The 15073-nt window shown below is 48.9% G+C and carries 12 protein-coding genes; 9 read left to right on the forward strand and 3 right to left on the reverse strand.

The window, feature by feature from the left end; all coding sequences use genetic code 11:
• The first annotated feature begins 13 nt into the window (after positions 1-13).
• Positions 14-1066: a Gfo/Idh/MocA family protein gene (locus tag SCIP_RS03210; RefSeq protein WP_006293082.1), complete on the forward strand. Its 1053-nt coding sequence runs from the start codon at positions 14-16 to the stop codon at positions 1064-1066.
• Between the two features lie 3 nt (positions 1067-1069).
• On the opposite strand, the gene SCIP_RS03215 is transcribed toward SCIP_RS03210, so the two are convergent.
• Complete coding sequence (locus tag SCIP_RS03215) at positions 1070-3121, reverse strand: AMP-dependent synthetase/ligase (protein WP_040590580.1); 2052 nt, start codon at positions 3119-3121, stop codon at positions 1070-1072.
• 299 nt (positions 3122-3420) lie between these two features.
• On the opposite strand from SCIP_RS03215, the gene SCIP_RS03220 reads away from it, so the two are divergent.
• Complete coding sequence (locus SCIP_RS03220) at positions 3421-4026, forward strand: 50S ribosomal protein L25/general stress protein Ctc (RefSeq protein ID WP_006293084.1); 606 nt, start codon at positions 3421-3423, stop codon at positions 4024-4026.
• Between the two features lie 112 nt (positions 4027-4138).
• On the opposite strand, the gene SCIP_RS03225 is transcribed toward SCIP_RS03220, so the two are convergent.
• Entirely contained in the window at positions 4139-5017 is an 879-nt protein-coding gene (locus SCIP_RS03225; RefSeq protein ID WP_231851930.1) for a trimeric intracellular cation channel family protein, read from the reverse strand.
• A gap of 53 nt (positions 5018-5070) precedes the next feature.
• Here SCIP_RS03225 and SCIP_RS03230 point away from each other — a divergent pair, with 53 nt between their 5' ends.
• Complete coding sequence (locus SCIP_RS03230; protein WP_006293086.1) at positions 5071-5988, forward strand: L-lactate dehydrogenase; 918 nt, start codon at positions 5071-5073, stop codon at positions 5986-5988.
• A 342-nt stretch (positions 5989-6330) separates the two neighbouring features.
• Here the strand turns inward: SCIP_RS03230 and rpsT are convergent, their stop codons facing one another.
• A complete protein-coding gene (gene rpsT, locus SCIP_RS03235) occupies positions 6331-6591 on the reverse strand; it encodes a 30S ribosomal protein S20 (protein WP_006293087.1) in 261 nt (86 codons plus the stop codon).
• A gap of 170 nt (positions 6592-6761) precedes the next feature.
• Here rpsT and lepA point away from each other — a divergent pair, with 170 nt between their 5' ends.
• The 6 genes from lepA to glgA all read left to right on the forward strand — a co-directional run bounded on the left by lepA (position 6762) and on the right by glgA (position 15073).
• Positions 6762-8633 carry a translation elongation factor 4 gene (lepA, locus tag SCIP_RS03240; RefSeq protein WP_006293088.1) on the forward strand — a complete coding sequence of 624 codons (1872 nt, stop codon included), beginning with the start codon at positions 6762-6764 and terminating at the stop codon, positions 8631-8633.
• Positions 8630-9889, forward strand: a complete 1260-nt coding sequence (hemW, locus tag SCIP_RS03245; protein ID WP_006293089.1) for a radical SAM family heme chaperone HemW — start codon at positions 8630-8632, stop codon at positions 9887-9889. Before lepA ends, hemW begins: the two co-directional genes overlap by 4 nt.
• 264 nt (positions 9890-10153) lie before the next feature.
• Positions 10154-11545, forward strand: coding sequence for an MFS transporter (locus SCIP_RS03250; protein WP_081442809.1), 1392 nt, complete (start codon positions 10154-10156; stop codon positions 11543-11545).
• A gap of 122 nt (positions 11546-11667) precedes the next feature.
• Positions 11668-12966 (forward strand): MFS transporter, encoded by a 1299-nt coding sequence (locus SCIP_RS03255; RefSeq protein WP_048349260.1) that lies wholly within the window; start codon positions 11668-11670, stop codon positions 12964-12966.
• Between the two features lie 168 nt (positions 12967-13134).
• Positions 13135-13701 carry a hypothetical protein gene (locus tag SCIP_RS03260; RefSeq protein ID WP_006293092.1) on the forward strand — a complete coding sequence of 189 codons (567 nt, stop codon included), beginning with the start codon at positions 13135-13137 and terminating at the stop codon, positions 13699-13701.
• A 142-nt stretch (positions 13702-13843) separates the two neighbouring features.
• The gene (glgA, locus tag SCIP_RS03265; RefSeq protein WP_006293093.1) at positions 13844-15073 is read left to right on the forward strand and encodes a glycogen synthase; all 1230 of its coding nucleotides are present in this window, start codon (positions 13844-13846) and stop codon (positions 15071-15073) included.

The following is a 15073-nucleotide window of genomic DNA, read 5'->3' on the forward strand; positions in this document are numbered from 1 at the left end:
AAAGGAGTTTCTTATGAGTAAACGGAACGGAAGACAAGAGCCTATCAATGTGGCAATTTTGGGGGCAGGCAGGATAGCTGTTACTATGGCTAAAACCCTGATTGGTATGGGGCAGGACGATCGTTACAAGAGTGCAGTCACACCGTATGCTGTGGCTACCCGCGATGATCCGGGCCGGGCTGCTCAATTTGCTTCTGACTATGGCTTTGCTCATTCCTATGGCAGTTACGAATCCATGCTGGATGATGATGACGTTGATCTGGTTTATATTGCTACTCCTCATGCTTTTCATGCTGCGCAGGCGATTGAATGCATGGAGCACGGCAAGAATGTTTTGGTAGAAAAATCTTTCACTGCTACAGAAGAGCAAGCCAGCCGTGTTTTTGAGACATCAGATAGAACTGGTCTGCTCTGCACCGAAGCTATATGGACCCGGTATCTGCCGTCCCGGCAGCTGATTCTTGATCTGATGAATGATCAGGGGTCACAGGGTATTGGACCTGTTCACGCTGTTCATGCAGATTTATCCTACCCGGTAGGGGATAAGGCCAGGATGACAGATCCGGCCCTGGCAGGAGGGGCTCTCTTGGATCTAGGGGTCTACCCTTTGAATTTTATTCGCATGCTTTTTCCCCAGGTGAATCCCACTGATATTATGACCGCAGCGAAACTGACCGACCGCAAAGTTGATGAGTCTAATGTAACTACTATCTGGCTTGCCAATGGAGTCAAGGCTACCGCTACATCTGATATGACCTGTATGTCAGACAGGAATGGAGTCATTCAGGGAGAAAAAGGCTATATTGTTGTCGATAACGTTAATAATCCCAAGAAAATTCAAGTTTTTGGCAGGGATGGAGCCTTAACCAAAACCTGCCAGGCGCCCCCGCAAATCACTGGATTTGAATATCAGCTCATGGCTAGCGTGGACGCTATTCGCCAGGGGAAGAGAGAGTGTACACAAATGCCTCATCAGGAAACAGTGTTCATGATGAGGCTGATGGATGCTCTCCGCCACAACTGGGGAGTCTGGTATCCTTTTGAGTCCCAGGACTCCAGGAGTTAAAAGCTAGGCTGCCTTCTTACGGGGAACATACATTTGGGTGTCGAGCAGCTTCTGGTAGCGCTTAATCACCCGGGGACGGATGACCTTCATGGAAGCGGTCAGAAGACCATTGTCCTGACTGAAATCTTCGGGGAGGACGATGAATTTGCGAACCGACTCTGCCCGGGAAACTCCTTCATTGGCCAGGTTTACATACTTTTGGATTTCTCCCCGGACGGCAGCGTTCTCTGCTGCTTCTTCCAGGGGCATATTCTTGTCCAGATCATTGGCTTCGAGCCAGCTCCTGACGCTGTCCTCATCAAGAGTGATCAGGGCGGAAATAAAGGGCCTCTTATCACCCAGAACTACAGCCTGGGAGACCAGAGAACAACGGCGGATAGCTTCCTCAATAGGGGAGGGAGATACATTTTTACCTCCGGCAGTGATGATCAGATCCTTCTTTCTGCCGGTGATGTAGAGAAATCCGTCCTTGCTGAAGGAGCCTAAATCGCCGGAAGCAATCCAGCCATCATCGGTAAAGGCTTCCTTGGTCGCCTGATCGTTCTTATGGTAGCGTTTAAAGGCTCCCTCACCTTTGATTTGTATCTCGTCTTCTTCACTGATGCGGATGGAGAAGCCGGGGAAAACAATTCCTACAGAACCTGCTTTGAAGGGGGTTCCCAAGGGGTTGAAGGTACAGGGGGCTGAGGTTTCAGTCATGCCGTAGCCTTCGTAAACAGGGATTCCCGCTCCTCGGAAGAAGCTGAGCAGCTGAGGATCCAGGGGGGCGCCTCCGCAGACCAGCCACTTAGCCCGTCCGCCCAAGGCTTCCTTGAGGGCTGAATACACCAGGGGAGTATAAAGGGTGCGGAGGGCACTTTGAGTAGGCTTAGCCTTGCCTGTTTCTGAGATGGAAGACATGTAGCCCTGGGCAGTATGAGCTGCTGCAGCAAAAATATGCCCTTTGATTCCATGCCCTGCCTTCTGGGAAGCAGCATTGTAGACTTTTTCAAAGACGCGGGGAACCCCAATCATAATGGTAGGGCGGGAGGCCTGCAGGTCTGACAGAAGGGTGCTGATTCCGGTGGCAATGTGCACCTGGATAGAACTGGAGATAACTCCGTAATTAATGGCACGGGCAAAGACATGTGCCTGGGGTAGGAACATGAGAATGGATCCATCGGGATCGGACAGAAGATCTGGAATGAAAGCATTGATATTGAGAGCAAAAGCAACCAAATTACGCTGGGTCAGTTCCACCCCCTTCGGAGCGGAAGTTGAACCGGAAGTGTACACAATAGTGCATATGTCGTCTAGCCTGACTGAGTTGATTCTTTCGTCCAAATCATCGTCCGACACGGCCCGTCCATATGCCTGAATTTCCTGCAGGGCCCCATTTTCCAGGCAGTAAATTTTTTTCAGGCTTTTGCAGTCATCTATAGCTCCATCAGCTCGCTCTAGCATGTCTTTAGTTTGCACAACCAGAACTTTGGCATCAGAATTATTAACGATGGCCCGGATTTGAGCTGCAGAATCGGTGTCGTATATGGTGGACAGGACCCCTCCGATAGACAGAACAGCGGCGTCGATAATATCCCACTCATATGAGGTCCTGCACATAAAGGCTAGACAGTCTCCCTTCTTCATGCCCTGATGTATCAGGCCCTTTGCTGTTGCCCTAATGTCAGCCAAAGCCTGGTTGGCAGAACGGGTAACCCAGCGGCCATTATCTTTAAAGTGGAAGAGCGGGCCATCGCCGGTCCGCCGGGCTCTATCTTCATAAAGAGAGTAAATAGTAGTGGAATCAGGTATATTTTTCACGCCCTCGGTTGTGCTGGTCAGCAGCCCGGTGACGGGATCAGGGCCGGTGGTGGTAGGGTAGTCCCGGGACCAGTAGTGGACTATAGGCTGAGAGTTGGCAGTCCAAGTATTCTCGTCCTGAGCAGGCTGATCTTCCTGACTGGTAAAATACTGCTGCTGATTAGTAGGTGAAGAAGAATGATTTGAAGCAGAACTTGTTTTCCTGGAAGCGGTCAGCTCCTGCACCTTTGTTTTTACCTCATCGAAAAATCCCATACTGACTCCTAACGGGCGTGATTGCTAAGAGTCAGCTCTCACACCATTTCTGATTTCTTGTGGATGCCCAAAGGTTCAGGCATTCTCCAAACTGGCTTATACTCTTACAAGTTTAATCTGTAAACAGGAAAAGATGGGCGGGCGTTCCCTGGTACTTTTTCTACGACTTTTGCTATAGTTCTAGAGTGCTTTGGCGAGGGGATTATACCCGTAATCGACTCAGCTTTCGGTCCTGCTCCTTTTTGGGTTCTGGCCCGGTTGGTGTGCGATAGACCCAAGGCCAGCGAAAGGAGTATTTAATGGCAGATATCACACTAGAAGGCGAAGCCCGCAACGAATTTGGCAAGGGTGCTGCCCGCCGTATGCGTCTTGCTGGGTTCATTCCTGCAACAATTTATGAGGGCGGCAATGAGCCTGCTTTTGTTAAGCTTCCTCAGAAGGAGGCTACCCTGGCTATGCGTCATGCGAATGCCTTGATCGAAATCAAGTATGGCAAAGAAAGCAAGTTGGCTGTGGCCCGTGAAATTCAGCGAAATCCTGTCAAGCGCACCATTGAGCATATTGATTTCTACGAAGTCCATGCTGGTGAAAAGGTGGAAGTTGAGGTTCCGGTCTTTATTGAGGGCGATCCTAAGGGTGCAGCTGTGGCCTTTGTTGATGTACAGAACCTGACTGTGCGTGCCGATGTGAGCAACCTTCCTGAAAATATTACTATTTCTGTTGAGGGATTGGTAGAAGGCGATCATGTTTTTGCGAAGGATGTAAAACTTCCTGAGAATGCTGAACTGGTAATCGATGATCCTGAAGAATCCATTGTTTCGGTAATGATTCCTGCTGAGGAAGAGGCACCAGCTGCTCCGGCTGCTGCTCCTGATGAGGCAACAGAATCTACTGAAGAAGAGTAAAGCAGCAAAACGAACTGCATTTCTGCTCAATAGCCAGGACAATCATTGCCCTGGCTATTTTTATATTCTGGCTACCGTGGTGGTTTCCCAGTTCTGCGCTAGTCTTTCTTTGTTAGTCTTTAGTGTTTTTCCTCCGGTCATTATTTTCTTCCCGACGAGTACGGCGCCTACGTTTTGTTGATCGGTCGGACTGACGTTTCATGGAAGTTCCATAATCTTTTATCCGGTGGCTCATAAATTCCTGAGTAAGCAGGAGCTGGTTGGTCTTTCGGGGGATGGCTCCAGGAACCATAAAATTGAACTTAACGGATAAGATGCGAACAGCAATGACTAAGGCTACAATGAGCAGGTCAAGGGCAATCTCCCCGTGAATGGAAATAAAATTGTGTGATTGAGCCCGGCTGGTCAGAACTGTCAAGATGCAGCCCAGGGTAGTGGGAACTGCATAAAAATGCTTATCCCGAATAATCAGAGGGACATCTCCCAAGAGCATATCTCTCAGGGTACCTCCGCCGAAAGCGGTAAACATTCCTAGGAAAATAGCCGTTCCTCCGTTAAAGGAAAAAGTTAGGCCTTTCGCTGTTCCATCCACTGCAAAAAGGGCAGTAGCCAAGGCATCGCTGACAACCAAAAGCCAATACATACTGTCCAGCTCCAAATGAGCAATGACAACGATGAGCCCCGCCGCAAAAGCGGTTAAAATGTATCCATAGTGGGATATCCCCACCGGCGGAGTATCTCCCATAGCTATGTCGCGTATAAATCCTCCACCCAAAGAAGTCACCCAGGCACAGACCATGATGGAGAAGATATCGAGCTTTTTATGCACGGCTACCAGGCCGCCGTTGATACCTGCGAAGAGCATGCCAAGGTATTCGATAATGATGAGAAAGATGTTGCTCTCAATGGCTATGGGGTGATGCATGAGTATTAGTTTATCCCCCTGTCTGATAATGGCGACATGGCGAGGGGCCAATGTCTTTACTATCATGTACATAAATATGTAATTATAAAATTATGATTATAACGAAATGAGGTGGAATTATGAGAAAAGTTGGTGTTATTGGCATAGGCCATGTTGGAGTCACCGTTGCTTTCAGTCTTTTTACTTCCGGTGGAGCTGACCAGCTGGTCCTGATTGATACTAAGAAAGAGAAGGCAACCGCAGAGGTCAACGATTTTAAGGATGCCCTGGCCCGTAACCATCATCATCTGGTGGTGGTCGATGGCGATTATTCAGAGCTAGCCGATGCTGACGTTATCGTTACTGCTTTCGGTGATGTTGCTGCTACTGTGGCTTCAGGAGATAGGTTCGGAGAATTCAACTTTAATACAGTCCAGGCTCAGAGCGTAGGAGCACAAATCAAAGCCAGCGGTTTCCACGGAATTATCGTAGATATCTCTAACCCCTGCGATGTGGTAACGAATATTCTTCAGCAGACCAGCGGGCTGCCCAGGAATCATGTTTTTGGGACCGGTACCTCTTTGGACACAGCCAGAATGCAGAGGGCTGTCGCCGCTTATCTGGGTGATCAGGATCCCCGCAATATTGGGGGCTATGTCCTGGGTGAACATGGAAATTCCCAATTCACCGCCTGGTCAACAGTGACAGTGGGAACCAGGCCCCTGGCTGAGTTTATTGATGATCCTTCAGTCTATCCCCAGATGGAAGAGGCTGCCCGCCAGGGCGGTTTTGTAACCGCAGCTGGTAAAGGCTATACCAACTATGCTGTTGCCACCTGTGCTGTTCGCCTCGTGGAAGCGGTTTTTTCTGATGCCAGACTCCTGACTCCTGTTTCTACCTATGTAGAAAAGGTCGGTACCTATGTAGGATATCCGGCTTTTGTGGGAGCAGATGGGGTTGTTAAGGTCCACGATTTAGAGCTGACCGCAGATGAAAATGCCCAGCTGGAGAAAACAGCCACCTATCTGAAGGAGAATGCCGCCAAGGTCGGCTTCTGATGCTCCTGGTGCTTCTGTATCTCTCAGGTTTCTCAGCCAGCCCAGTCCCGAGTCCTGCCCCGAGTTGTATGAGGGAAGAGGAGACTACTGAGGAGAGAGGACGAAGGCAAGAGCCCTATTCGATGGCAGGATCAGGACTGTTGGGACTGTAAGATACGACTGTAAAAACTGTAAAAGGGCAGTGCATAAAAAGATATAAAAAAGGTATAAAAGAAAGTATAAAAAATCGGACCAGCAAGGAAACTGTGAGCTGGTCCGATTTTTTGTGCTCGCCGGATAATCCGGATAATTTAATTATCTGGTTTTACTTATCTGATTATCAGCTTATCAGCGGGCAGAAAGCTACATTTTGTTGATGGCAAGAGCAAGAGCAGACTTGCGGTTAGCAGCATTATTCCGGTGAATAATGCCACGTCCTGCAGCCTTGTCAAGCTTCTGAGCTGCCTGGGCATAAGCTTCCTGAGCGGCTTCTTTATCACCGGATTCAATTGCTTCGCGGGTCTTGCGAACAGCATGCTTCAGCTGAGTCTTGTAAGCTACGTTGCGCTGGTGAGCTTTCTCGTTAGTGAGAATGCGCTTCTTCTGCGACTTAATATTTGCCACTGTTATCTCCAAACGGTTATTTTCTGTACGGCATACAAAGGCACATCCTATCACAGGGTCTGTAAAACGCAACGCTGCAGCCGGCTTATTTCCTATCCCTTGCTAGAATGAGGCACTGCATAGGTAAGCTTATGTGCTTTATTAGACAGGTGGATTAATCGGAGGACATCATGGCGCATACAAATCAGCCGGGTTTTACTGATCAATCCCTCATCCGTAATTTTTGTATTATTGCTCACATAGATCATGGCAAATCAACGGTTGCAGACCGCATTTTGCAGCTATCCGGCGTGGTGGAGCAGAGGGAGATGAGAGATCGTTTCCTGGATCGGATGGATATTGAACAGGAACGGGGAATTACCATCAAATCTCAGGCCGTTCGAGTTCCTTGGACTTTTGATGGTCAGGAATATACCCTGGGCATGATTGATACCCCTGGTCATGTGGATTTTTCTTACGAGGTTTCCCGTTCTCTGGCTGCCTGCGAGGGAGCGGTTCTCCTGGTGGATGCTACTCAGGGAATTGAAGCCCAGACCTTGTCCAATCTTTATATGGCCATGGATCATGATCTAACGATTATTCCTGTTCTGAACAAAATTGACCTGCCCAGCGCTGAACCCGACAAGCATGCTGAGGAAATAGCCGGTCTGCTGGGAATTCCCCAGTCTGAAATTCTGCGAGTTTCTGGCAAGACGGGGGAGGGAATTTCAGAACTGCTGGACAGGATTGTGACCGACATTCCAGCGCCCCAGGGGAATCCGGCGGCCCCGGCCCGGGCCTTGATTTTTGATTCCGTCTACGATTCTTACCGGGGAATTGTTACCTACATTCGTATGGTAGATGGAATCTTGCCCAGCAGACAAAAAATACGAATGATGAGCCTGGGAACGGTGCATGATCCTATCGAACTTGGTGTTATCAGCCCCGATATGATTCCTACCCAGCAGCTGTCTGCCGGGGAAGTAGGCTACATTATTACTGGAGTGAAAGACGTTAGCCAGTCCAAGGTAGGGGACACTATTACTCAAGAATCACGTCCTGCCAGCCAGGCCTTACCAGGTTATAAAGACCCTCAGCCTATGGTTTATGCCGGACTCTTTCCTATTGACAATGCTGATTTCCCCGAACTCAGAGAGGCATTGGACAAACTCAAGCTCAACGATGCTGCCTTGGTTTATCAGCCGGAGACATCTGTTGCCTTAGGTTTCGGTTTCCGCTGTGGCTTTTTGGGGTTGCTCCATATGGAAATTGTTTCTGAACGTCTGAGCCGGGAATTTGGGCTGGATCTGATTTCCACGGCTCCCAGTGTGACTTATCAGGTGGAAATGGAAGACGGGAGCACTCACCGTGTTACCAATCCCAGCGAATTTCCGGAAGGCAAAGTCCGCAAAGTAACGGAGCCTGTAGTGACTGCAGATATTATCCTACCCAAGGAGTTTATTGGAGCGGTAATGGAGCTGTGTCAGGAGCATCGGGGTCAAATGGGAACCATGGAATACTTAAGCCCTGACCGAGTGGAGATGCATTACCGCCTGCCTTTGGCAGAAATTGTTTTTGACTTTTTTGATCAGCTCAAAAGCCGAACCAAAGGATATGCCAGCCTGGACTACCACGATGATGGATCCCAGCAAGCCGATTTGGTTAAGGTTGATATTCTAATTCAGGGCGAAACGGTTGACGCTTTCAGCGCCATTGTTCACAGGGATAAGGCTTATTCCTATGGGGTTATGATGACCAAGAAATTAAGGGAGCTGATTCCCCGGCAGCAGTTTGAGATTCCCATTCAGGCTGCTATCGGTTCTCGCATTATTGCCCGCGAGAACATCAGGGCTCTTCGCAAGGATGTGCTTGCCAAATGCTATGGGGGCGATATTACCCGTAAGCGCAAGCTGCTGGAAAAGCAGAAAGCTGGCAAGAAAAGGATGAAGATGCTGGGGCATGTGGAAGTTCCTCAGGAGGCTTTTATCGCTGCCTTGTCTACCGATCAGCCCACAGACCGGGATACCAAGGATAAAATTCGGGCAGCGGAAAAATCGCAATGACACTGAACCAGGTCTTTCAAATCTCACCGGCCTCACCGGTAGAAGAAATTTCGCAGGCGGGACGGGTTGCTCCTTTCAGCCTGTATATTCATGTCCCCTTTTGCATGAGACGCTGTGGCTATTGTGATTTCAATACCTATACAGCCTCTGACCTGGGTGGGGGAGCCAGCAGGGATAATTATGCTAACCTGGCCGTTCAGGAAATGGTTTTGGTTAAACAGTGGCAGGAAGAGCAGGGGATTAAAGAGCCTGCCCTGTCCACTGTTTTCTTTGGCGGGGGGACTCCGACTATTCTTCCTGCCCATGACCTGATTTCCATCCTGTCTGCTGCCCGGGATATCTGGGGTATTTGCGAAGGGGCTGAAATTACTACTGAAGCCAACCCTGATACGGTTGACAGCAATTACATTCATCAGCTCGCAGATGGCGGTTTCACCCGGATATCCTTTGGCATGCAGTCAGCCGTACCATCAGTCCTGGCAACCCTGGACCGGACTCATACTCCGGCACATGTGGAATCGGGGGTGAGAGCGGCTCAGAAAGCAGGCCTGCGCACCAGCCTTGATTTGATTTATGGAACGCCGGGGGAGAGCCTGGACCAGTGGGAAGTCAGTCTGCGAGCTGCCCTGGATTTGGGAGTCACTCATATTTCTGCCTATGCCCTTACTGTGGAACCGCATACGGCTATGGGAAGGCGGATTTCTCGCGGTCAGCTCCCTGCCCCTGATGACGACGATCAGGCTGAAAAGTACCGCCTGGCTGAGCGAATGTTGACTGATGCCGGTCTTTCTTGGTATGAGGTATCTAACTGGGCTCTTCCTGGGGATGAATCCCGTCATAATTTAGGGTATTGGCATAACATTGACTGGGCGGGGATAGGCCCAGGTGCTCATTCTCACTATAATTTCCAGCCGTTGCGGGCATGGGATATAGCCCATCCCCGGGCATGGGCACAAACGATGACAGATGATAAAAGGGTTCCCTGGCAGGGCCAAGAGAATATCAGTCCGAGTGAAAATTTAGAAGAGGCCATACTGCTGGGTGTGCGGATTCGTGATGGTCTGTCGCTTGATCTTACTGATTCTTTGGCAGTTCGACAGGGACTGGAGCCCTTGGACGAATCTGTTATTCACGATCTAGAATCTGAGGGGCTGGTGACAGTGACCACAGAGCCCCGAATACTAACTCCAACCCTGAATGGCCGACTGTTGAATGATCTGGTTATAGAGCGCCTATTTAATGCATATAAGGTATAATTAATCAATAATTATCTTAAATATCAGATGCATGAAGAAATGTATATTTCTTATTATGTGAAATTGAAAGGAAATTCTGTAATACCCTATATGGTATTTTCATTAAGTAACGAGGAAATTCTATCTACGGAAAAGATACTTAAGTTTCTAAAGTAAGGAATTGTGTAAGGAATTGGAATGTAATGATGCTTGACCTTAATGATATAGACTCAGTCTAGTATCACACGATGAGTGTTAAAATGCAAATTTGCGGATAAATTTTCAATGTGGATCTTGATTAAGGGGAAAGAAATTCATATGGAACGTGTAGATAATCTTGATAATAATGATACGGTCAGTGATTCTGCAGTGAAGGATACTTCTGTGCAGGAAAGCAAATCATCAGCTGGGGGTAAGCCCCGTCTGACTGGTAATTACGCCTGGTGGTTTACGGCTGATACTGCTTCCGCCCTCAGTCAATCCATTCGGTCCTTCGCTATTTCAGTAGTTCTGCTGACCCTTACCGGATCCACCGTTCAATCCGGATACATGAGTGCCCTCTCGTATCTTTTAGTTGGTCTTACTGCCCTCATGGGGGGTGTCATTGTTGATCGATATGATCGGCGGAAACTTCTTATACTCTCTACTCTTATTGGGGCTGTAGTTTATGGCATAACTTTTATATGGGGATCCCTGTGGGGATTAAATGTTGTCCTTCTTTATGCAATTACTGTTATTCTCGGTATCAAGGCAGGCCTTTTGGGGAATGTGTCAGACATACTTCTGAGGGAAGTCGTCCCACCTGAAGAGCTGCCCGTTGCCATGTCTCTCAATCAGGGCAGAGATGCAACAGTCAGCCTTCTGGGTTCTCCTCTGTCTGGTTTTCTGGTGACAGTCTCTTCCGTTTTTCCTTTTGCCGTAGCAACAGTGCTCAACCTGGTCGGAGCTTTCTCTGCCAAGTTTATAAAATTGCGCAAGCAGGTTGAGAAGCATGATGACCCTGGAAACAGTTCGCATACGACCAACAGTATGAAGGATCAATTCCGCAAAGCATTCAAAGGGTTCTCCTTGATACATCGCACACCCATTCTCCGGCGTATGGTTATGGTCTCGGTTTTATTTTTCCCTTTTATTAATGCCGTTCTTAACCTTTTGGTTTACTATACTGTCAATACTGAGAAGTCGCCTCTTTCTGCAGGATGGCTGGAATCATCCACCGCTCTTGGCTTGTTGGTTGGATCCTTGATTTCAGCCCGCCTGGTGAAGAAGGTGGATACAGGGAAAATAATTATTCTTGCCTTCCTGGTGCCTGTACCTCTGGTTTTTGGTGCAGTTTTTGCTCCCAACTACATTGTACGGCTCTGTTTTCTTCTTCCTATTGTTCTTATGCTTCCAGCCGCTAACGCAAGTTCAGGAGGATTTATTATGCAGATCATACCGCAAAATCTTCTTGGCCGTTATTTTGCCGTTATGTCCCTGCTGGGAGTCATTTTTAATCCACTCATGTCGCTGGTAGTGGGATATGGATTGAAATACTGGGGATTAAGAGTTACCGGGACGATTTTTGCTACAGGCATGCTGATTACTGCTTTGCCATCTTTCAGCAGTCTGCTCCGGAACATACCCACTCCTGATAAATGGAATGATTATGCACAAACTCTAACTGTGAAAAGTTGAGATCTTGGTCATTCCCCGAATAATTATTATATAATTGTTATCTTCAATTTCTCCCCCCCCCCATTATAGAGTAGACTGCACAAAGAGATGGAAAAATATACAGTTTTTGGGGATCTCTCCTAATGATTAAAAAAATACAAGCTTTAAAGCCTGCTTTTCGCTGGGCTATTGTGGGACTTGTCTTCTCTATGGTGGGGAATCAGGCCTTTGAGGGATCGATGATTCCCAGCATTATTGCTGTCAGTCTGCCCGCCTGGGTGCTGGCTTTCCGCAGTACCTTCAGCGTTGTCAGTGATTTTTTCTCTCCAGCCGCTGCCTGGGTAGTAGAGAAAGTTGGCGCTTTTAAGGCACTGGCAACAACTGAGGATCTGGAAGGGGTTCTGTGCCTGATTGTAGCTCTTATCCCTTCGTCTCTGCCCTGGTGGAAATGGGCACTTTTTGCCCTATCCTGCGCTCTTCTGCTCACCGGATTAATTATTGACGTTGCCGGTGAAGTTTTCGATGTAGATATGGCTGGAGGTGATGACAAGGCATTAGTTAACTACAGTGCTGTCCTCAGTGTTCTTGCCAGCATTGTGATTTTGCTGGGAAGTGTGGCTGGCTCAGCCATTGCTACTGTTTCTGTTGTCGCTGTTCTCATTTTCTCTTCGGTGACTTCTTTTGCCTGTGCCGCTACCCGTTTCTTTTCCCGGGGATATATGCCGCATCATCATACAGAAGAGGTCCTGGCTGATTCCTCACCTGAAACATCGTCTGCAGATTCATCGGCCGAAAATGCAGAAGCCAGCCAGGAGACTGAGTCTGCTGTCAATACAGAACCTGCTTTTACCATAGGAGCTTTTCTGAAGAAACCCTTCTCATCTCAGAACTTGCCCTTTGCCAGTCTTTTGGCCGGGTCCTTCTTCCTGGTCCTCATTCCTGCCTTCTGGATCAGCTACACCAGCCTGGGGATCGGCCATACTCATGGAAATAAAATCCTGCCTGTCATTACTGCTTTTGATGGTGCAGGCAGCATTCTGGGTTCCCTCCTTTACTCTCATTTTTCCAGTAAATGGACTATGAAAAAACTCACCTACAGCGGTCTGGGAATTATGATGGCCGGAGTCCTCCTGGTGGCAACCCACTTTCTGCCTCTGATTTGCCTGGGCTATATGCTGTCAGAAGTGGGACGGATGTCTATGGCACAGTCAGTTGTTGTAGCCCGGCAGCTCACTTTTAAAGGGCCGGCCCTGGCACGCTTCAGCGGTTTCGTCCGTTTTATTGCTTCTTTTGCCGGAGTTATTGGGTCCTGGCTGGGCTTGCTTTTGTCTGCCTGGTGGCAGTATCTTCCCTTTGGCGCTCTTGCACTGGGACTTCTTGCTGTTCCGGCCCTGAGGGCCCTTCCTGAAGGAAGAAGACAGAAGTCTGCAGCCAATAACTAGACCGCCACTGAAATCAGAACTGATAGAAGAATTGGTAGTGCAGCAGGTAAGGCAGCGTGGAGCACAGCCTCAATCTTAGTTCCAGCCTGTGGCTATACTTGCTAACAGCGTAGTGAACAACGTAAGCAACAGATAAGGTACAAAGACGACTCAGGTGGAGGAGTTCGCATGGCAAATCGCAGGGAACGCAGGGCAGCCCAAAAACGTCGGCGTCAGGGGAAAGACAAGGCTCAGTTTCAGGAAGAGAAGCGTTCAGCTGGAGTTTTGGATGAGCAGAACCTTAATACAAGATCTGTTCATCTGCAGGAGAGGGCTCAGGGTGAATGGAAGCCCTCCAGCAGTGTCCAACGGTCAGACAATGGATCAGATGTCCCTTCAGCTAACCCTGCTGTGGAGCCTGTAGCATCCACAAAAAGTGGCAGGAATAAGCAGAAGAAAAAGGATAAAGCAGCTAAGCAGCAGGCTCGTTTGGAAGCTGCCAGGCGGGAAGAAATGCGGCGCAGACGATCTGCCAGCAGGAACGCCCATCCTATTCATTGGTGGTTTACCCTCCTGAACTGGGTTCTCTTGGTAGCTACAGCCATTGCCTTTGTTGTCATGATTTGGGTGCCAACAACCACGACTGTCATTGTGATAGTTACTATTCTTTTCTGCCTGGGTGTTCTCAATATCTTCTTCCTGGCACGTCCTATGAGAGACAACCCCAATGTGGATGAAAACGGAACGGCAATTTAGGCTACTTATCTCTCTGCTCTTTGGCTGATTTCTCTTCTCGCCTGGCGTTTTGATAACGAATCAGGGTAAGATAAAAGAGGCGGTGATTTGTTGGTAATGGTGCATATGGGTCACCAGCTACCGTTCAAGCAAAGGAGCAGTTATGCATGTTGACTTATTAACCAGAGAATTTCCTCCTCATGTATACGGGGGAGCAGGAGTACACGTAGAAGAGCTGTCCCTTGCCCTGGCTCAAAAGATTGATGTAACCGTGCGGGCTTTTGATGGTCCCCGCAGTCCTGACCAGGTTCCGGTTCTTGCTCCGTCTGCAGCCGGTTCCCTAGAGGTTGCGGGCTACGATGTTGATCCTTCCATGAAAGGAGCAAATCCTGCCCTGCAAACTTTTAATCTGGACCTGCAGATGGCCAAGGATGTGAATGCAGATCTGGTCCATGCCCATACCTGGTACTCCTGTCTGGCTGGCCGCCTGGCTTCCCAGCTCAATGACATTCCTCTGGTAATTACTGCTCACAGCCTGGAACCCTTCCGTCCCTGGAAAGCTGATCAGCTGGGAGGGGGATATCATTTGAGCTCCTGGGCGGAGAAAGATGCTTATGAGAATGCAGATGCCATTATTGCTGTTTCCCAGGGAATGAAGGAGGATATTCTCCAGGCCTATCCTGCCGTCGATCCCAGCAAGGTACGGGTAGTTTACAACGGTATTACCTTGTCTGAATTCCCTGAGCCAGCTGACGATGATCCCGGCTGGGCTGTTTTTGACCGGTATCATATTGACCGGTCCAAGCCTACTCTGCTCTTTGTGGGCCGGATTACCAATCAGAAAGGGCTGCCTTACCTGCTTAAGGCCCTACCCTTAATTAACAAGGATATTCAGGTTGTTCTCTGCGCCGGCGCCCCCGACACTCCACAGATTATGAAAGAGGTTCGCCAGGCATTTGAAAAGCTGGATCAGGAGAGGGGCAATATTATTTGGATTGAAGAAATGCTGCCCAGACCTCAGCTTAATGCCTTGGAGCACGGATCTGATGCCTTTATCTGCCCCAGTATTTATGAGCCCCTGGGGATTGTGAATTTGGAAGCCATGGTCTGCGGATTACCGGTCATAGGAAGTGCCACCGGAGGGATCCCTGAAGTAGTTCTTGATGGTCAGACCGGGATTCTGGTTCATTTTGATCAGGTTCACGACGGAACTGGGACTCCCACCAACCCCGACCAGTTTGTTCATGACATGGCAGCTGCCATTGATCAGATGTTTTCCAACCCTGACCGGGCTAAGCAGATGGGTGCGGCTGGATATCAGCGAGCCAGGGACGTTTTTTCCTGGCAGGCCATAGCCGACGAAACCATTAAGGTTTACCAGAGTTTGCTGTAA

This window comes from Scardovia inopinata JCM 12537, from assembly GCF_001042695.1.
Classification (GTDB): Bacteria; Actinomycetota; Actinomycetes; order Actinomycetales; family Bifidobacteriaceae; genus Scardovia; species Scardovia inopinata.

What these genes read in the sequence shown, in the direction of transcription:
- SCIP_RS03210 (WP_006293082.1), top strand. Translation starts at nt 14, where the DNA reads ATGAGTAAACGGAACGGAAGACAAGAGCCTATCAATGTGGCAATTTTG.
- SCIP_RS03215 (WP_040590580.1), bottom strand. Translation starts at nt 3,121, where the DNA reads ATGGGATTTTTCGATGAGGTAAAAACAAAGGTGCAGGAGCTGACCGCT.
- SCIP_RS03220 (WP_006293084.1), top strand. Translation starts at nt 3,421, where the DNA reads ATGGCAGATATCACACTAGAAGGCGAAGCCCGCAACGAATTTGGCAAG.
- SCIP_RS03225 (WP_231851930.1), bottom strand. Translation starts at nt 5,017, where the DNA reads ATGATAGTAAAGACATTGGCCCCTCGCCATGTCGCCATTATCAGACAG.
- SCIP_RS03230 (WP_006293086.1), top strand. Translation starts at nt 5,071, where the DNA reads ATGAGAAAAGTTGGTGTTATTGGCATAGGCCATGTTGGAGTCACCGTT.
- lepA (WP_006293088.1), top strand. Translation starts at nt 6,762, where the DNA reads ATGGCGCATACAAATCAGCCGGGTTTTACTGATCAATCCCTCATCCGT.
- hemW (WP_006293089.1), top strand. Translation starts at nt 8,630, where the DNA reads ATGACACTGAACCAGGTCTTTCAAATCTCACCGGCCTCACCGGTAGAA.
- SCIP_RS03250 (WP_081442809.1), top strand. Translation starts at nt 10,154, where the DNA reads ATGTGGATCTTGATTAAGGGGAAAGAAATTCATATGGAACGTGTAGAT.
- SCIP_RS03255 (WP_048349260.1), top strand. Translation starts at nt 11,668, where the DNA reads ATGATTAAAAAAATACAAGCTTTAAAGCCTGCTTTTCGCTGGGCTATT.
- SCIP_RS03260 (WP_006293092.1), top strand. Translation starts at nt 13,135, where the DNA reads ATGGCAAATCGCAGGGAACGCAGGGCAGCCCAAAAACGTCGGCGTCAG.
- glgA (WP_006293093.1), top strand. Translation starts at nt 13,844, where the DNA reads ATGCATGTTGACTTATTAACCAGAGAATTTCCTCCTCATGTATACGGG.